The 19,803-nt window shown below is 44.2% G+C and carries 11 protein-coding genes and 1 tRNA gene; 9 read left to right on the top strand and 3 right to left on the bottom strand.

Annotated features, from left to right (window positions below; all coding sequences use genetic code 11):
- Positions 1–4: 4 nt before the first annotated feature.
- Positions 5–1,486, top strand: a complete 1,482-nt coding sequence (gene gltD, locus MY9_RS10125) for a glutamate synthase small subunit (RefSeq protein ID WP_014664176.1) — start codon at positions 5–7, stop codon at positions 1,484–1,486.
- A 59-nt stretch (positions 1,487–1,545) separates the two neighbouring features.
- Here the strand turns inward: gltD and MY9_RS10120 are convergent, their stop codons facing one another.
- The gene (locus MY9_RS10120; protein ID WP_014664175.1) at positions 1,546–2,535 is read right to left on the bottom strand and encodes a zinc-binding dehydrogenase; all 990 of its coding nucleotides are present in this window, start codon (positions 2,533–2,535) and stop codon (positions 1,546–1,548) included.
- Between the two features lie 129 nt (positions 2,536–2,664).
- On the opposite strand from MY9_RS10120, the gene MY9_RS10115 reads away from it, so the two are divergent.
- On the top strand, positions 2,665–3,522 hold the full coding sequence (locus tag MY9_RS10115; protein WP_014664174.1) for a LysR family transcriptional regulator: 858 nt from the start codon (positions 2,665–2,667) through the stop codon (positions 3,520–3,522).
- A 126-nt stretch (positions 3,523–3,648) separates the two neighbouring features.
- On the opposite strand, the gene ggt is transcribed toward MY9_RS10115, so the two are convergent.
- Positions 3,649–5,412 carry a gamma-glutamyltransferase gene (gene ggt, locus MY9_RS10110; RefSeq protein WP_014664173.1) on the bottom strand — a complete coding sequence of 588 codons (1,764 nt, stop codon included), beginning with the start codon at positions 5,410–5,412 and terminating at the stop codon, positions 3,649–3,651.
- Positions 5,413–5,596: 184 nt separating this feature from the next.
- Here ggt and MY9_RS10105 point away from each other — a divergent pair, with 184 nt between their 5' ends.
- The 3 genes from MY9_RS10105 to MY9_RS10095 all read left to right on the top strand — a co-directional run bounded on the left by MY9_RS10105 (position 5,597) and on the right by MY9_RS10095 (position 6,813).
- A complete protein-coding gene (locus MY9_RS10105; protein ID WP_003231472.1) occupies positions 5,597–5,827 on the top strand; it encodes an excisionase family DNA-binding protein in 231 nt (76 codons plus the stop codon).
- 315 nt (positions 5,828–6,142) lie between these two features.
- Entirely contained in the window at positions 6,143–6,688 is a 546-nt protein-coding gene (locus MY9_RS10100) for a site-specific integrase (protein ID WP_014664172.1), read from the top strand.
- A gap of 52 nt (positions 6,689–6,740) precedes the next feature.
- Positions 6,741–6,813, top strand: a tRNA-Arg gene (locus MY9_RS10095).
- Positions 6,814–6,903: 90 nt separating this feature from the next.
- On the opposite strand, the gene iseA is transcribed toward MY9_RS10095, so the two are convergent.
- Positions 6,904–7,449, bottom strand: coding sequence for a DL-endopeptidase inhibitor IseA (gene iseA, locus MY9_RS10090; RefSeq protein ID WP_014664171.1), 546 nt, complete (start codon positions 7,447–7,449; stop codon positions 6,904–6,906).
- A 284-nt stretch (positions 7,450–7,733) separates the two neighbouring features.
- On the opposite strand from iseA, the gene MY9_RS10085 reads away from it, so the two are divergent.
- From MY9_RS10085 to MY9_RS10070, 4 genes are all read left to right on the top strand, one after another.
- On the top strand, positions 7,734–9,125 hold the full coding sequence (locus MY9_RS10085) for an MATE family efflux transporter (RefSeq protein ID WP_014664169.1): 1,392 nt from the start codon (positions 7,734–7,736) through the stop codon (positions 9,123–9,125).
- Positions 9,126–9,258: 133 nt separating this feature from the next.
- Complete coding sequence (galM, locus tag MY9_RS10080) at positions 9,259–10,236, top strand: aldose 1-epimerase (RefSeq protein WP_014664168.1); 978 nt, start codon at positions 9,259–9,261, stop codon at positions 10,234–10,236.
- Between the two features lie 33 nt (positions 10,237–10,269).
- Positions 10,270–11,745, top strand: a complete 1,476-nt coding sequence (dacB, locus tag MY9_RS10075; protein WP_014664167.1) for a D-alanyl-D-alanine carboxypeptidase/D-alanyl-D-alanine endopeptidase — start codon at positions 10,270–10,272, stop codon at positions 11,743–11,745.
- Between the two features lie 359 nt (positions 11,746–12,104).
- The gene (locus MY9_RS10070) at positions 12,105–19,787 is read left to right on the top strand and encodes a non-ribosomal peptide synthetase (RefSeq protein ID WP_014664166.1); all 7,683 of its coding nucleotides are present in this window, start codon (positions 12,105–12,107) and stop codon (positions 19,785–19,787) included.
- Positions 19,788–19,803 lie beyond the last annotated feature (16 nt).

Below are 19,803 nucleotides of genomic sequence, written 5' to 3'. Positions count from 1 at the left end.
GAACATGGGGAAACCAACTGGATTTATGGAGATCAAACGAGAAAAACCTGCTGAGCGGGACCCTCTCACTCGCTTAAAGGATTGGAAAGAATATTCTGCTCCTTTTTCAGAAGAAGCATCGAAACGGCAGGGGGCGCGGTGTATGGATTGCGGTACACCGTTTTGCCAGATCGGTGCGGACATTAACGGATTTACATCCGGCTGTCCGATTTACAACTTAATTCCTGAATGGAATGATCTTGTCTACCGGGGCAGATGGAAAGAAGCATTGGAACGTCTGTTGAAAACAAACAACTTTCCTGAATTCACAGGGCGGGTATGTCCTGCCCCTTGTGAAGGGTCATGCACTTTAGCGATTTCAGACCCGGCCGTTTCAATTAAAAATATCGAGCGAACCATTATCGACAAAGGATTTGAGAACGGCTGGATTCAACCCAGAATTCCTAAAAAACGAACAGGCAAAAAAGTGGCCATTGTCGGGTCAGGCCCAGCCGGACTGGCGAGTGCTGACCAGCTGAACCAAGCGGGACATTCCGTCACTGTTTTTGAACGAGCAGACAGAGCGGGCGGCCTTTTAACATACGGCATTCCAAACATGAAGCTTGAGAAGGGCATTGTAGAACGCCGAATTAAATTACTGACGCAAGAAGGAATTGATTTTGTCACGAACACAGAAATCGGTGTTGACATAACAGCGGATGAGTTAAAGGAGCAATTTGATGCTGTGATCCTGTGCACAGGCGCTCAAAAGCAGCGGGACCTCTTAATTGAAGGGCGCGACTCAAAAGGAGTCCATTACGCGATGGATTACCTAACGCTCGCAACGAAAAGCTATTTAGATTCTAATTTTAAAGACAAGCAATTCATTGACGCCAAAGGGAAAGATGTCATCGTTATCGGAGGCGGAGATACAGGAGCTGACTGTGTAGCTACTGCTCTGCGACAAAAAGCCAAAAGCGTGCATCAATTCGGCAAACATCCAAAACTTCCGCCAGCCCGCACGAATGACAATATGTGGCCTGAACAGCCGCACGTCTTTACGCTTGAATATGCGTATGAAGAAGCGGAAGCAAAATTCGGAAGGGATCCGAGGGAATACTCCATTCAAACGAAAAAAATGGTCGCGGATAAAAATGGCCAGCTGAAGGAGCTCCATACCATCCAAATGGAAAAAGTGAAAAATGAGCATGGAAAATACGAGTTCCGCGAGCTGCCTGGAACTGAAAAAGTATGGCCTGCTCAGCTTGTCTTTATCGCTATCGGCTTTGAAGGCACAGAACAGCCGCTGTTGAAACAGTTCGGTGTGGATTCTGTAAACAACAAAATCAGTGCAGCATATGGGGATTATCAAACAAATATCGATGGCGTATTCGCCGCAGGGGATGCAAGAAGAGGCCAAAGCTTAATCGTATGGGCGATTAATGAAGGCCGTGAAGTAGCGCGTGAAGTGGATCGGTATTTGATGGGGAGTTCAGTTCTTCCGTAAATAAAGGGGATTATCATATAAAAAAAGAAACCGGTCTGGTTGCCAGCCGGTTTCTTTTTTTATTCCATTACGATCCCAATGTTTCCAAACTGCCTGCCTTCCTGCATTCTTTTATATGCATCACATGCTTTTTCTAAAGGATATGTGCGGTCGATTACAGGTCTCAGCTTATGTTTTTCAATGAAAGCGAGCATATCGCGAAATTCCTCACCGCTTCCCATCGAAGTTCCCAAAACATTGATCTGCGGAAAGAATAGAGAACGCACCGGAAAACTGAGATCGCCCCCTGAGCTTGCCCCAAAGCTGACAATGCGGCCATTTGGCTTTACATGACGGAAGTATTCCGAAAAGAGGGCAGGGCCTATGCTGTCAAGAACAACATCAGCATTATTTCCCTGCATCTGTTCATCCCAATTGCTGTAACTGTCAAATGCGTAATCAGCACCTAATTGCAGCGCCCTTTTTCTTTTCTCCTCACTGCGGGAGGTCACGCTTACTGTTACCCCAATCGCCTTCGCCATCAATAAAGCGTAGGTTGCAACTCCGCTTCCGATGCCGGGTATCAATAGATGTTCGTCTTTTTTCAATTGTCCCTTCGTAAACAGGGCCCGGTATGCAGTTAAAGCGGATAAAGGTAAAACGCCCGCTTCTTCCCAAGATAAATAAGGAGGTTTTTTGATTGCATTTTGTGAAGGAATGATCACATATTCAGCAAGTGTTCCGTCAGAAGGACCTCCCAGAATCTCAGGTACAGGCGGAACATTCTCTGTCAATTCCCAGTTTAATGTCGGGAAAATGATGACTTCTGTTTCAACAGTAACATTTTTCACGCCTTCACCAATCTCTTCAATGAGACCGGCGCCGTCAGAACCGAGTATCACGTGAGGATCTTGTTCAGATTTGTTTTTCATGAGAAATAGGTCACGATGATTCAGACCCGCAGATTTTAATTTTACCTTTACCTCTCCATATCCAGGCTTTTTCGCAGGGACGTTTTGAAATGATAATCCCTGCAGTCCGGTTGTTCCTTTGTGAATTACAGCTTTCATGCTGTCTTCCTCCTCATTGAATTGTATTTTCATATTCTTTACATATTTTACTTAGCCGTTTTCTTCGAGTAAAATGAACAAATATGATAGCCGATATCACTTTTAATCATAGCAAGAAGGTGAGAGCCCGTGGAAAGCGGAGATTTAAAGATTTTTCAGGCTGTGGCCCGTGAAGGAAGCATAACGAAAGCAGCGCAAATGCTGAATTATGTTCAATCGAATGTGACAGCCAGAATACATAACCTTGAGGAAGATTTGAATATCAGACTTTTTCATCGAACGAATCGCGGGATGAAGCTGACTGCTGCGGGAGAAAATCTTTTGCAATATGCTGATCAAGTATTATTGCTGTTAGACGAAGCTGAAAAATCGGCACAGATGAGCCGGCATCCGAAAGGGCCTTTGCGGATCGGCTCACTAGAAACGACGGCGGTAACGCATCTGCCCGAACATGCCGCCTCCTTCCTCAGACGTTTTCCTGATGTGGATTTATCGGTGAACACTGCTAATACACATCATCTGATTCAACAGGTTCTTGATCATAAAGTTGATGGCGCTTTTGTATATGGACCGGTTGAGCACACTGCTGTCAGACAAATCCATGTTTCCCATGATGAATTAGTTTTGATTTCATCACGAGAAGGGTCGGCCGAGGATATGCTTCAGCAGCCGATGCTCTTTTTTGGAGCAGGCTGTTCTCATCGTGACAGGGTCAAAAGATTACTGGAGGAAGCAGGCATAACCAACCAAAAAATCATAGAGTTTGGCACATTGGAGGCAATTATAAAAGGAGTTTCCGCCGGGATGGGTACGGCGCTGCTCCCAAGGTCCGCTATTGATTGCTCCGAGCATCGAACGAATGTATGGATTCATCAGCTGCCGGCGGCATATCAAGACGTAGAGATCGTATTTATATACAGGAAAGACTTTTTTATTACGAGTGCGTTCCAGACATTTCTTGATGAGATACACGAAATGAAAAGATGAAGATAGACGTGTTGGATTTCTGGTCTGATACACTGCATTGGCAGAATAAAGCCGTTTATCAGTTTTTATTTTAAAGATGGGCATAAAAAAACTGTACTCACTTGAAGCGAGTACAGTTTTTTCTTTTTATTTGCGTTTTAAATTAATGCCGATCGCTGCGCCGTTTCTGCTTGAATCAGCTACGCCTTTAAAGGTGCCGTTTTCATGGTCGATCGATATGCTTTGCACGTTTCCGATATCCACCGGACTTGTGCCAAATTTGTGGCCCATGCCGTTCAGCTTGCTGAGGACATCTTTAGGAACTCCGTCTTCGTAACGGTAAGAGCTCATGCTGTTTGTGTAAATTCTCGGCTCTTCAACAGCCGCTTTTAATTCCATACCGTACTCTATATGGTAGAGAATAGTTTGCAAAACGGATGAAATAATTGTGGCCCCGCCAGGAGATCCAACCGTGAGGACAGGCTTGTCATCCTTAAATAAAATCGTCGGGGTCATGCTGCTTAAAGGCCGTTTGTTTGGCTGTACTTCATTAGCTCCGCCTGGTATCGCATCAAAATCCGTTAATTCATTGTTTAAAATAACACCGTAATCAGGGACCATAATACCCGTTCCGAATAGCTGTTCGATTGTTGTTGTATAGGAAACAACATTTCCCCATCGATCAGCAACTGTAAAATGGGTTGTTTGGCCTTCTACTTTATCTTTCGGCTGTTCGACTTGTTTATAGTTTGCTGATCCTTCTTGGTATTTCCAAGGATCACCGGCTTTCGGTTTTTTATTCACTTGATCTAGGTTGATTAATTGCTGGCGTTCTTTAATATAATCGGGGTGAAGCAGGCCTTTGAGAGGAACATTTACAAATTCGGGATCACCAGCGTATGACGCACGGTCGGCATAAGACAAATGCATCGTTTCGGCAAGCAGCTGATATTTCTCCCATGAGCGGACATCGTATTGTGAAAGGTTAAAATCATCAAGTATTTTCAGCATTTGCAATAAGAAAATACCACCGGAGCTTGGAGGAGGAGTAGTGGCGATTTGATAGCCTTGATAGTCTCCCCAAATCGGTTCATCAATTGTAATGTCGTAATTTTCTAAATCTTCTTTCGTCATTGACCCGCCAAAATCCTGGACAGTGTCAGAAAGCGCCTTGGCGAATTTTCCTTTATAAAAAGCGTCAGTGCCTTTGGAGCGAATCAGTTTAAACGTTTTGGCCAAATTTTTTTGAATAAGGGTATCGCCTTCTTTCAGCGGCTCGCCATTTGGCAAAAATACATCTTTTGCGGCTGTCTGTGACAGTTTTTCCTGGTAATTAGAAATGGCATCTGCCAACACTGAATCAATCGGGAAGCCTTTGTCAGCGAGTTTAATAGAAGGGGTAATTAATTGCTTCATTGAACGGGTTCCCCATTTATCCAAGGCTTCTTCCAGCCCTTTCAGCGTGCCTGGAACACCAACGGCAGTACCTTTTGTCACACGTTCAGAGAAAGGAATGGCTTTGCCGTTTTCATCCAAAAACATGTCAGGGGTTGCGCCTGCTGGAGCACGCTCACGGCTGTCGATTATCGTTGTATCCTTCGTTTTTCCGTCATACACCATCATAAAACCGCCGCCGCCAATGCCTGACATCATCGGCTCCGTTACATTGAGTGCGAATTGAATAGCGACCGCTGCATCAATGGCATTTCCTCCTTTTTTCAGCACATCAGCACCGATTTCAGAAGCGAGAGGATGTGCGGTCGCAACCATGCCGTCTTTTCCGACATCTACTTGTTTGTACTCATCGTAGCTTTTGGGCGGTTTTTTAGCTTCCGCGTGAAAAGGGACACTTCCAGCGACTAACAGAACACTAAGCAGAGCTGTTAAACAGACGTTCCACGTTCTTTTCATGTTCTCCCTCCTATATGAAGCTGTATTGTTACAATCTTAGCGTAAAAAAATTACAGCGTTTTCACAAGTGACAAATGGTATATTATATAGTACATAAAGCCGTTTTTCTGTGCAAAATTGATTATATTGATATGAGCCATGTGCTATATTAGAATCAGCATACGGATTAAGAAGGGACTGCTATATGTATTTAACGATTGAAGAAACAGCAGAATATACAAATCTTTCAGAGGATTATATTAAAAGCTTGGTGCTCGAAGGAAAAATCAGGGCCGTTCATGACGGGGAGCAATTTTTGATTTATAAGGAGCAGTTCAAAACGCATCTCGAACAGCTGGAGAATTACAAAGCACTTGTGCAGGAAATATTAAATGAACCAATCCCGGAAGATATTGATGTAAAGGATGAAGATTAGGACACAATTTGAAATTGTGTCTTTTTTTGTATGTTTTTGCAGAAACGCTGAAAAATCAGGAACGTCAGATTTCGTTTTAAGAGGCTTTTTGATCATAACTAGGGGGATAAGTATCTGAGAGATTAAAATCTTTATAAGAGGATCTAAAGGCCATTTAAAAGGAAGAAGGTTTACAGAAGCTTACTCACACGCTTATGTAACACTATGTATATTATGTTACATAAATACCGTCACGCTTTGACATTCAAGGTTTTTCAGCTATAATAGTAACATAAGCCTCAAAACGTTACATAAAGGTTTTTAAGGAGTTTTTTGATGCATATTGTACAGCCGATTCGCAGTTTAGAGAAAATCCAAGAAGTCAAACAGTATTTGCTTAACAAAAACAAGCGGGATTATTTTCTGTTTATTTTCGGCATCAACAGCGCGCTCCGCATTTCTGATATTCTGCCGCTGCAAGTGAAGGACGTTAAACATAAAGATCATTTATGGGCGACTGAAAGCAAAACAAAAAAGAAAAGAAAGATTCTTATTTTAGAGTCACTGAAACAGGAAATATACGAGTATACGAAAGATATGAAGGAAAATGAATATCTTTTTAAATCTGTGCGGACCAGAAAGCCGATTTCCCGCATTCAGGCCTACAGAATTTTAAGAGAGGCAGCTGCGGCGTGCGGACTTGAGGAGATAGGGACACATACACTCCGGAAAACGTTTGGCTATCATTTTTATCAGCGGACAAAAGACATCGCCGAGCTGCAGAGAATACTGAATCATTCATCACCTTCAATTACAATGCGGTATATCGGTATTGATGAAGATACGACAAGAGCCGCGTATAAGGTTTTTGGAGGGCTTTAATACAAATCGCTTGAAAATATTGATCATCAGAGCTACTATATAAATACCAAAAGCTCTAGTAGCACAGCGGATAGTGCAGCAGTTTCCTAAACTGCAGGTCGGGAGTTCGAATCTCTCCTAGAGCGTTATATTCACAGAAAGACAACAGGCACTTTTCGCCTGTTGTCTTTCTTTTTTCACAAGTAAAAAACGCCCGCTTATGCAGGGCGTTTTTCTTATATAACTGCGTCAAATTGATTAACTTTCCACTTTTTATTTTCTTTCACATATGTCACTTTCCGTTTTGCAGAAGGGGATCCGTCTAAAGTAGGAACGGTAAATTCGTAAGTGATTGTGCTGCCTTTTTTAGAGATCAGTTTAGCGGTTGATTTTTTCCAATTTAAAAGGTTGTCTCCGTCACCGATCGGAACAGCGAGTTTTCCTTTTGAAACAGTGAAATGATAATCTTTAAAGCCTTTTTCGATTGCTGTTTTTGTAAAAATAGGAGTTAGGTAATTCACCGCTTTTGCTTTAGTGCCTAGATCACTGCACATGTATACATATTGAAGATTTTGATACTCAAATGTGCCGGACGGGCAAACTGCTTTTTTCACCTTTGGATTGTGGCCGCTCATTGTGTTCCAAAAATGTTCTCTTGCGGATAACGCCAGCTGCAGTGCTTGTTTTTGTGATAAATCGCCTGATGTATTTTTCGCAAATGCATTTGTGCTTAATGACAGAATAAGTGCAATGGTTGTTAGAAATAGAAGACATTTTTTCATTATCGCTCTCTCCTTCAAAATCTCTTTCTCTTATGTTACAAATGTTACAATAATTACGTCCGGATTACAATAGTTTTGCATAAATTATTTTTTATTCTTTTACTCGCAAAAAATACGCCATTACTTGCTAGCTTATTCTTCATAAGCTAAAAAGATGTGTAAAATGAGAAGAATCGGGAAGGGTTTCATATATACAGTGATGAATAATAACATGTTGCATCTCCTGTTTTTGTCAAAAAATGAGGGCATGTTCAAAACGAATTCAAATAAAGGAGTCCTTCAATATGGAAACATCACAAGAACCTCATGTAACTCAAGAGAAAAGCAAACCATCAGTCTGGCGGTCTATGTCACTTTTTTTGGTGCCTCTTCTGCTGAGCAATGTGCTGCAATCAGTCGGCCAGCTTGTCGGGATGATGGCTGTAGGCAGATGGCTCGGTGTTGACGCAGTGGCAGCTGTATCATCCTTTTTCCCGTTATTTTTTCTTTTAATCTCATTTACGATTGGAATTGGTTCAGGAAGCTCGATTCTGATCGGACAAGCCTATGGGGCGAAAAACGAAGAACGGCTAAAGGCTGTTGTCGGGACGACGCTCACGTTTACATTTTTATTAGGCGTTGTGTTAGCCGTCATCGGCAGTATATTCACCCTGGATATCCTTCGTTTAATGGGCACGCCTGAAAATGTCATTCATGTCAGCGCTAACTATGCACGAATTTTATTTTACGCTATGCCGTTTATGTTTTTATATTTTGCATATACTACCTTTTTGCGGGGAACAGGAGATTCCAAGACACCGTTTTATACACTGATTGTGAGTACGGTTATCAACATCTCCCTTTTGCCTGTCTTAATCCTTGGCATGTTTGGTCTTCCGAAACTGGGCATATACGGCTCGGCATATGCAACTGTCATTTCCACGATTGCGACTTTTCTTGTGTTAATGGTGTATTTACGAAAACGAAAACACCCGCTGCAATTTGATAAAACAGTGCGGCGTTATTTGAAAATGGATAAGGAGCTGCTGGCTCTCCTGCTGCGTCTTGGGATTCCAGCAAGCATCAATATGATTCTTGTCTCATTATCAGAGATAGCGGTTATTTCATTCGTCAATCATTACGGCTCTAATGCAACAGCTGCATACGGAGTGGTCAACCAGGTGGCCAGCTATGTACAAATGCCGGCCGTCAGCCTTGGTATCGCGGTTTCTATTTTCGCTGCGCAATCGATTGGTGCCAACGAATTTGACCGCTTAAAGCAGGTCATTCGCGTGGGGATTTGGCTGAATTATATCATTGGCGGCGTACTGATCATTTTGATCTATGTTTTTTCACATCAGATTTTAGCGTTATTTTTAACCGAGCAAGAGACGCTTTACATTGCGCACCGTCTCTTGATGATTACATTGTGGAGCTATTTGCTGTTTGGAAATGCCCAAATTATTTCTGCAACGATGCGGGCAAGCGGAACGGTTTTATGGCCGACCGTTATCAGTATATTTTCGATCTGGGGAGTTGAGGTGCCTGTCGCCTTCGTCCTTTCTCACTACACAAAGCTTGAAATACTCGGCGTCTGGGTTGGCTATCCGGCTGCATTTGCCGTCAGCCTGCTGTTGATTTATGGGTATTATCAATTCGTGTGGAAAAAGAAACAGATCACACGTCTCATCCAATAGTCTCTCGAATCACACCGTTCATGAGTTTGAACGGTGTTTTTTTATTTGATAGGGGAAACATAAAATGGAGGAAATATGGCACAGTACATTGAATTCTTATACTAGCAATGAATCAAGGAGAGGTTGAGTATACATGGCAAACTTTATTGAAAACATCACGTATTTGGGAACGCCAGCCATCAAAGCGGGCAACGAACTTCTAGAAATGATTGTTGTCCCCGAGTGGGGGAGCAACGTCATTTCACTCGTGGACAAAACAACAAAAGTCCAGCTTTTGCGTGAACCGGAAACAGCAGAAAGTTTTCACGATACACCAACATTGTATGGCATTCCAATCCTGTTTCCGCCTAACCGCATAAGTGACGGTACATTCAGTTTCCGGGGCAGAACGTATCATTTTGATATCAACGAGAAGGATAAACACAACCATCTTCACGGGTTTCTTTACCATGAAAAGTGGAATGTCGTGACCACGAAGCAAACTGATGAAGAAGTGATTGTTGAAACAGAAATTGATCTTTCTGAGCTCCCACATGTGCAGAAGCAATTTCCTCATCATGCCGTCGTTCGGATGACATACACGATCAAGGGGAATACCCTATTTAAACATGCGACGGTCATGAACAAAGGAAAGGAAGCGTTTCCTTGGGGAATTGGTTATCATACTACATTTGTATTTCCGGCAGAAAGCTCGTTATTCTCCCTGACAGCAGATCAGCAATGGGAATTAGATGAACGCTTGCTGCCGACCGGGAAACTGATGGATGTACCGTATAAAGAAGCTTTGCATGAAGGAATAGATTTGCGCCACAAGCAGCTGGATGATGTCTTTTTATCTTCTTATCAGAAGAGAGGCGGAGAAAATCAGGCAGTCATTTATCATCAGCATGCACATATAAGCATTATTTATAAGGCAGATGCACAGTTTAAACAATGGGTTGTATACAATGCGGACGGAAAACAAGGGTATTTATGCCCTGAGCCTTACACATGGGTGACAAACGCCGTGAACCTTGATTTACCTTCATCACTCACCGGTTTACAAGTGCTGGAGCCGGGAGAAGAAACGACAGCCAAAAGCAGTATCACCATTGAACTGAATCATCAATAGCCAATGATGAAGCGCAGAGAGGCGGGGTAATTAATGAAAAAAAGCATAAAGCTTTATGTTGCTGTTTTACTGCTTTTCGTCGTTGCTTCGGTACCTTATATGCATCAGGCTGCGCTTGCCGCTGAAAAACAAGGTGCACTTTCCGGGCAGATTGATAAGATTTTAGCTGATCATCCTGCACTCGAAGGCGCAATGGCCGGCATCACCGTTCGCTCCGCGGAAACAGGTGCTGTTCTATATGAACATTCAGGAGACACCCGAATGAGGCCCGCTTCTTCTTTAAAGCTATTGACAGCGGCTGCGGCACTTTCTGTCCTTGGCGAGAACTATTCTTTTACAACCGAGGTCCGGACGGACGGCGCACTGAAAGGGAAAAGGCTGAATGGTAACCTTTATTTGAAAGGGAAAGGAGATCCGTCACTTTTACCATCTGATTTTGACAAAATGGCTGAGAAATTAAAAGAATCCGGCGTAAAAGTAATTAAAGGCAATCTGATCGGTGATGATACGTGGTATGATGACATGCGATTATCACCTGATATGCCTTGGAGCGATGAATACACATATTACGGTGCGCCAATCTCCGCTCTAACAGCGTCTCCGAATGAAGACTATGATGCAGGCACTGTGATTGTTGAGGTCACACCAAATAAAAAAGAAGGAGAAAAGCCTGCTGTTTCTGTCTCTCCGAAAACCGATTATATAACGATTAAGAATGATGCCGAAACGACAGAGGCCGGCTCAAAGAAAGACCTCACGATCGAAAGAGAGCATGGAACAAACACGATTACAATTGAAGGGAGCGTGCCGGTTGACGCAAACAAGACAAAGGAATGGATTTCTGTCTGGGAGCCTGCCGGATATGCCTTAGATTTATTTAAGCAGGCACTTAAAAAACAAGGGATTACTGTGAAAGGGGACGTCAAAACGGGTGCAGCACCTGGTTCTTCAGACGTGCTGCTCGCTCATCGCTCAATGCCTTTATCGAAACTCTTTGTGCCGTTCATGAAATTAAGTAATAACGGACATGCCGAAGTACTCGTAAAAGAGATGGGGAAAGTGAAAAAAGGAGAGGGAAGCTGGGAGAAGGGGCTCGAAGTGTTAAACAGTACGCTTCCGGAATTTGGTGTTGATTCCAAATCACTCATCTTAAGGGATGGATCAGGAATCTCACATATTGATGCTGTATCCTCAGATCAACTCTCACAGCTGTTATACGACATTCAAGATCAGAGTTGGTTCTCGGCTTATCTAAATTCTTTACCTGTTGCAGGCAATCCTGACAGAATGGTAGGCGGAACGCTGAGAAACCGCATGAAAGATACTCCTGCACAAGGAAAAGTAAGAGCAAAAACCGGATCGCTAAGTACGGTCAGCTCTCTATCTGGTTACGCAGAAACAAAGAGCGGAAAAAAGCTTGTTTTCTCTATTCTGCTAAACGGATTGATTGATGAAGAGGATGGAAAAGATATTGAGGATCAAATTGCTGTCGTTTTAGCAAATCAATAATGGTATCAGGCCTGTTTTCCAAGAGAAAACAGGTTTTTTTATGTCTGTAACAACGCCCTGTCGAACCTTAGAAGAATTATCACAAAAGCAAATTAGTTTGATCAAAAAATAGTGTGTAAGACCTTACGCGAAACCATACTTTTATCACTTTATATCCGAAAATTAGATAAAAAAGGAAACTAAAAATAAAGAAATAATACTATATTCAAAAAAATGTTATAAAAATTTAATATTTTTTATTGTACTTTAAAAAATATCCGTTAATATAGTGCATATATGGATTATACAGGCATATAATTTCTTTTATTGTCATTTTTCTACTTTTTTATCCTCTTATTATGAGAACTGGAGGGAATCCGTTGAACGTACATACTTATTCTTTAACCCATGCCCAAAGGAGAGTGTGGTTTACCGAACTGCTGGAGCCAGGTACTAGCATTTGCAATCTTACCGCCTGCGTGAAATTCAGGGGCGATATTGATCTTGAGGCCCTAGAGGAAGCACTGAATCATTCCGTCGCCCGCAACGACGCCATTAGATTTCAGCTGCTAGAAGGAGAAGAGCCTGAACCGCGACTGTACCTTACTGAATATAAATACGTTTCACTTGAAATAATAGATTTTTCAAATGTTGAAATGATAGAAATGGAGCAATGGATACAAGATCAAGCGAGAATCCCATTTAAACTGTTCAACTCACCTCTTTATCAATTTTACCTCCTCAGAATTGACTCTCATGAAGTTTGGCTGTTCGCGAAATTCCATCACATCATCATGGATGGAATCTCTTTAAATGTGATGGGAAATCAAATTATAGATCTTTATCAAAAAATAAAGAAGAAAGATCCTTTACCAGATCAGCCGGAGCCTTCTTACTTGAGCTATATTGAAAAAGAGAGTCAATATCTACAATCTTCACGTTTTGCAAAGGATCGTTTATTTTGGACGCAAACCTTTCAGCGCCCGTTGGAATATCACTCGTTAGCCGGCCAGACGTCCTTACAAAAACAGAGCACAGCCGCATCCAGAGACACCATTATTCTTTCACCTGATCTAGAGCAAACGATTCGAAACTTCTGTAAAGAACACAAGATCAATATCATTTCCTTATTTATGGCTTCATTTTACATATGCATCAGCCGAATCACTTCTAAAAAAGATCTTGCCATTGGCACCTATTATGGCAACAGAGGGTCAAAGGCTGAAAAAGAAATGCTCGGCATGTTCGTCAGTTCTCTTCCAATCAGAATAACGGTTGATCCTGACACAGATTTTCTTTCCTTTGTCCGCAGAATAGGCAGGGAACAGCTTTCCGTTATGCGTCATCAACGGTTTCCTTATAATTTGCTTGTGAATGAATTAAGAAATGAACAGAAGGATTTACACAACCTTATCGGTATATCTATGCAGTATCAGCCACTTCAGTGGCATAATGCAGATGGTTTTGACTATGAAACAGCGCTGTATTTCAGCGGATACACCGCGAATGAGCTTTCTGTTCAGATACAGGAACGTGTAGACACCGGAACCATACAATTAAATTTCGACTATCAAAATACCTTGTTTTCTCTTGAGGATATTAAACGTATTCAACACCATCTGCTTACCTTACTGGAAAGCGCCCTTCAACAACCGTACAGCTTTATAAGAGAATTAGATATGACGAATACAAGAGAAAAGCAAAAATTGTTGTATGAGTATAACAAGACAGAAGCTGTTTCGCCTGAAGCCCCAACTCTGCACGGTCTGTTTGAACGACAGGCGGCTTTCACACCGGAACGGACAGCCATTCGATTTTCAGGCGGTTCGCTGACGTATGCTGAGCTTGACATGTATGCCAGCCGGCTGGCTGCCCGCCTTGCGGCACGCGGCGTCTCAAAGGAAAGCATCGTAGGTGTTTTGTCTGAGCGGTCACCTGACATGCTGATCGCTGTACTTGCTGTATTAAAAGCTGGCGGGGCGTATTTGCCGCTTGATCCTGAGTATCCAGAAGAGCGGCTGAGCTACATGCTGAAAGACAGCGGGGCGGCTCTCTTGCTGACACAGCCAGGATGTTTTGCGCCGAGCTTTTCTGGAGAGACGCTTGAGGTTGACATGTTATCTCTTGCGCGTGAAGAAACAGAACGTCATATGTCTGCTTCTGTTAGCGACGAATCTCTCGCCTATGTCATCTATACGTCTGGCTCCACCGGGCAGCCAAAAGGGGTAGCCGTCGAGCACCGCCAGGCTGTTTCCTTTCTGACCGGCATGCAGCACCAGTTTCCGCTTCAGGAAGATGACATTGTTATGGTGAAAACCTCTTTTTCCTTTGATGCGTCTGTGTGGCAGCTGTTTTGGTGGTCGCTTTCCGGTGCTTCGGCTTATCTGCTTCCTCCGGGCTGGGAGAAAGATCCGGCATTGATCGTAAAAGCCATTCATCAGGAAAACGTGACAACGGTTCATTTTATTCCGGCTATGCTGAACAGTTTTCTCGATCAAGCGGAAATCGCAACACTAAGTGACGGGACAAGCCTGAAGCGTGTATTCGCCGGAGGTGAACCGCTTGCACCCCGTATGGCAGCGCGATTTGCTTCTTTATTGCCTGAGGTATCGCTGATCCATGGCTATGGGCCGACAGAAGCAACGGTTGACGCGGCATTCTACATGTTGGACCCAGAGCGGGACAGGGACCGCTTTAGGATTCCGATCGGGAAGCCTGTACCCGGTGCGCGTTTGTATGTTTTAGATCCCCATTTAGCCGTACAGCCCTTAGGTGTCTCCGGTGAACTGTACATTGCCGGAGCGGGGGTGGCCAGAGGCTATTTGAATCGGCCGGCCTTAACAGAGGAGCGTTTTCTTGAGGACCCATTTTACCCGGGGGAACGCATGTACAAAACAGGGGATATAGCCCGCTGGCTCCCTGACGGGAATATGGAATTCCTCGGCCGCACGGATGATCAGGTGAAAATCCGTGGCTACCGGATTGAGCCCGGAGAAATTGAAGCGGCGCTTAGAAGCATAGAAGGCATAAGGGAAGCGGCCGTTACCGTACGGACAGACAGCGGCGAGCCGGAATTATGCGCTTATATAGAAGGACTCCTGAGAAACGAAGTGCGGGCGCAGCTTGAGAGACGGCTGCCGGGCTACATGATCCCAGCCCATATGATCGAGATGGAACAGTGGCCGGTTACACCAAGCGGAAAGCTGGACCGGAACGCCCTGCCAGCTCCTGGCGAAGCGGCAGATGCAGAGACCTACACAGCGCCAAGAAATGTGACCGAGATGAAGCTTGCCCAGCTGTGGGAAGACGTCCTGAAAAACGGCCCTGTCGGGATTCACGACAACTTCTTTGACCGCGGAGGACATTCCTTAAAAGCAACGGCGCTTGTCTCCCGAATCTCAAAAGAATTTGATGTACAGGTGCCGCTGAAAGATGTGTTTGCTCATCCGACGATAGAAGGACTGGCTTCTGTTATCCGTGAAGGAACGGACAGTCCATATGAAGCAATAAAGCCGACGGAACAGCGTGAGACCTATCCGGTTTCATCTGCCCAAAAGCGGATCTATGTCCTTCAGCAGCTGGAGGACGGGGGGACAGGCTACAATATGCCGGCGGTATTGGAGCTGGAAGGAAAGCTCAATCCCGAAAGGCTGGACAGGGCTTTCAAAGAGCTGATCAATCGCCACGAGTCGCTTCGGACCTCCTTTGAACAGGATGGAGGCGGCGATCCTGTGCAGCGCATCCATGACGAGGTGCCGTTCACATTACAGACGACAGTTCTCGGCGACCAAACTGAACAGGAGGCCGCAGCCGCGTTTATCAAGCCGTTTGATCTCAGCCAAGCGCCGCTGTTCCGTGCCCAAATCGTAAAGATATCAGATGAGCGGCACCTTTTGCTGGTTGATATGCATCACATCATTTCAGACGGTGTTTCCGTCAACATTCTGATTCAGGAATTCGGAAAGCTGTACAACAACCGGACCCTTCCGGCGCTTCATATTCAATATAAAGATTATGCCGTATGGCAAGAAGGATTCAAAACAGGAGACACATACAAAACGCAGAAGGCGTACTGGCTGAAGCAGCTCGAGGGCGAGCTGCCGGTGCTGGATCTCCCGGCTGATCAACCCCGCCCGCCGGTGCGAAGCTTTGCGGGTGACAAGGTCTCGTTTACGCTTGATCAAGAAGCGGCATCAGGGCTCCACAAGCTGGCACGGGAGAATGGAAGCACACTGTACATGGTGCTCCTTTCGGCCTACACAGCGTTATTGTCACGCTTAAGCGGACAGGAAGATATCATCGTCGGCTCGCCAATTGCCGGCCGGCCGCACAAGGATCTCGAGCCGATACTCGGCATGTTTGTGAACACGCTGGCGCTGCGGGCACGCCCGGAGGGCGGGAAGCCGTTTGTACAGTATTTGCAGGAAGTGCGCGACACTGCATTGGAAGCCTATGAACATCAGGATTATCCGTTCGAAGAGCTTGTCGATAAGCTTGAATTGACAAGGGATATGAGCCGGAATCCAGTATTTGATGCGATGTTTATCCTTCAAAATATGGAAAAGCAGGAGATGGATCTCGAAGAGATAACAGTCCGGCCTGCCACATTCGCACATCACATTTCTTTATTCGATATCACGTTAATAGCAACCGAAACAGATGAAGCCGTATGCTGCGAATTGGAATTTAGTACAGAAGTGTTCCTGAAAGATACGATTGAACGCTGGGCAGCTCATTTTATCGAATTACTGCATGCGGTCATTTCTAATCCTGAAACAAGGCTTTCACAAATAAATATACTTAGTGAAGAAGAACAAAAAATTCTCACTACATTTAACAAAACTCAAGTTGAATTTGCTCAAAGTGATGTTCCTTTTCATCGCATATTTGAGGCGAAAGCTGAAGAAATTCCAGAACATATAGCTGTTATTGATAACGAAACAGAGATTAGCTATCGGCTTCTAAATGAAAGAGCCAATTGTCTGGCACGAACATTGCAAAACAGAAAAGGTCCGAAGCCAACTGTGGCAGTTTTAGCCAAGCGGTCCATTGATGCAATTGTTGGCGTGCTGGCAGTGATGAAAGCTGGCGGAGTGTATATCCCAATCGATTCACACTATCCAAAAGCTCGTATTGAATACATTCTTCGTGATAGCGGGGCAGATATTCTTCTTTTACAGAGAGAGTTGGAGCATTTGATTTCGAACTCGCCTGAATCTGAGATGTATCACATCTGCCTTGACGATGAGAGCTCTTATGAAGAAAGTAACTGCAACCTTAACTTATCTCCTGCTCCTGAAGAGGAGGTATATATCATTTATACGTCAGGAACGACGGGTGCGCCTAAAGGTGTGATTGTCACCCATCAGAACTTTACTCATGCTGCTCTTGCTTGGCGTCAAATTTATGAGCTTGATCGGAAGCCTGTCAGACTGCTTCAAATCGCGAGCTTTTCATTCGATGTCTTTTCAGGAGATTTGGCGAGATCATTGATAAACGGCGGGACGCTAATCATTTGTTCAGATGAAAAGAGGCTGGAACCTGCTGAATTATATGGAATCATGAGCGCCCGGCGAATTACGATAATGGAGTCAACACCGGCTCTCATTATCCCGCTTATGGAGTATATATACCGTAACAAGCTCAAGCTTTCTGACCTAGACATACTGATTCTTGGTTCCGACATGGTGAAAGCTCAAGATTTCAAAACATTGACAGACCGCTTTGGTCAAAGCATGCGCATCATCAATAGCTATGGTGTCACAGAGGCAACCATTGATTCGAGCTTTTATGAAACAAGTATGGGTGAAGAGTGTACGGGCGATACCGTACCAATCGGCAGCCCTCTGCCGAATGTACGCATGTACGTACTCAGCCAGACTGATCAAATTCAGCCGATCGGTGTTGCCGGCGAGCTGTGCATCGGCGGGGCAGGTGTTGCGAAAGGCTATCATCATAAAACTGACTTAACGAAAATGAAATTTACAGAAAATCCATTTGTCTCTGGAGAAAGGCTGTACAGAACCGGCGATCGCGCCTGCTTCCTTCCGAACGGAACGATCCGGCTTCTTGGCCGAATGGATTATCAGGTGAAGATAAATGGATACAGAATTGAAACAGAAGAAATTGAAAGTGTTTTGCTTCAAACGGGGCTTGTCAGAGAAGCTGCTGTTGCCGTTCAGCATGATAAAAATGGACATGCAGGTTTGGCAGCATACATTGTGCCTTCAGATGTCAATACGAATGCTCTCCGTTCTGCTTTAACAAAGGAGCTGCCAGCGTATATGATTCCTGCACATCTGATTCCTTTAGAAAACATGCCGCTGACCCTAAACGGAAAGCTGGACAGAAATGCCTTGCCGGCTCCAAATGACGTGTTGTCTCGTCCATATACTGCACCAGTTGACGACATGCAAAAAACGATGGCGTACATATGGGAAGATGTACTGAGCATGTCACGAGTCGGCATTCACGATTCCTTTTTTGAGCTTGGCGGAGACTCAATTAAAGCATTACAAGTGGCAGCACGGCTGGCAGCTGAAGGCTGGAGCATGACAATACGCGACTTATTCCGTTATTCAACGATTCAAGAACTATGCGGACATATCACACCATTGGCATCTCAAGCGGACCAGGGACCTGTGGAAGGTGAAGCTGAACTCACCCCGATTCAGAGAAGATTTTTCGGACAGGACCATGCTTTTCACTATCATTACAACCAGTCCGTCATGCTTTTCAGTGAAAAAGGATTCAATGCTAACGCGCTTCGTCTAGCGCTGCGTATAATAACCGAGCATCATGATGCCATTCGCATGATTTTCCAACGTGACCAAAGCGGCTATGTCATTCCGTTTAATCGCGGAATCAATCACAAGGATAATGAACTATTTGGCCTTTATATTTCAGATTGGACAAAAGCATCGCTGGAAAGGACTCACCTTGATGAAAAACTAGCGGCTGAGGAAACCGTCATTCAAAGCAAAATGAATGTACAACAAGGGCCTCTGCTGCAAGCAGGTTTGTTTAAAACGTCAGAAGGGGATCATCTTTTGATTACGCTTCATCATCTAGTGATGGATGGTGTTTCTTGGAGGATTCTGCTTGAGGATTTAGCGGCGGCATACCAGCAGGCTTTAGAAAAACAAGAAATCCAATTGCCGCCAAAAACCGATTCTTATTTGTCCTACGCCAATGGTCTTGCCCAAATAGCTGAAAGTAAACAATTGCTTTCAGAAAAAACGTATTGGCAAACGATTTTAGACGCTCACACTGCTTTTCTTCCTAAGGACATAGAAAATGTGCCGGGCAGACTCCAAATGAACAGCGATGCACAAGCGTTTGTGCTATCCGGAGACTGGACTGAAAAATTGCTGTTTGAAACTCAGCAAGCCTATGGCACTGATGTCAACGAACTTTTGCTTACAGCTTTAGGAATGGCGCTTTCTGAATGGACAGGGCATGACCGAATCCTGATTAGCACTGAGGGACACGGTAGAGAAGGGCATGTGCCAAACATTGATATTTCACGGACAGTTGGTTGGTTTACTTCCATTTATCCTATTCTGCTAGACATGGGTATTCCCGAGCCTTTCGAGGATCCGCTCGCATACCGAATTAAGATGACAAAAGATATGCTGAGAAGAGTCCCAAACAAAGGAACTGGTTACGGATTGTTAACACACATAGGAGAACTGCGTCATAAAGAGCCTGAGGTCAGCTTTAATTATCTCGGCCAATTTAGCGAAGAGAAGGAAGCTGAAACGTTTCAATTGTCATATTACCAGCCCCGTTACGAAATAGCGGGTGAGAGAGAACGAGAATATGAGCTGGACATCAATGCTCTCATTACAGACGGACGGCTTCACGTAAAAGCGGTATACACCCAAGTATTCAGCAAACACTCGATTGAGTGCTTTATGGATCGTTTTCACAGGCATCTTATCGAGACGATTGAGCATTGTTCACAGAAAAAAGCACGCGAAAAAACGCTGAGTGATTTCAGCAATAAGGAATTAACGTTGTCTGCATTATCTAGCATCGAAAATTTGGTGAAAGATCTTTAACTTTTGAAAAGGTGTG

The organism is Bacillus sp. JS (genome assembly GCF_000259365.1).
GTDB lineage: Bacteria > Bacillota > Bacilli > Bacillales > Bacillaceae > Bacillus > Bacillus stercoris.
This window is presented reverse-complemented; position numbering and strand designations above follow the sequence as displayed.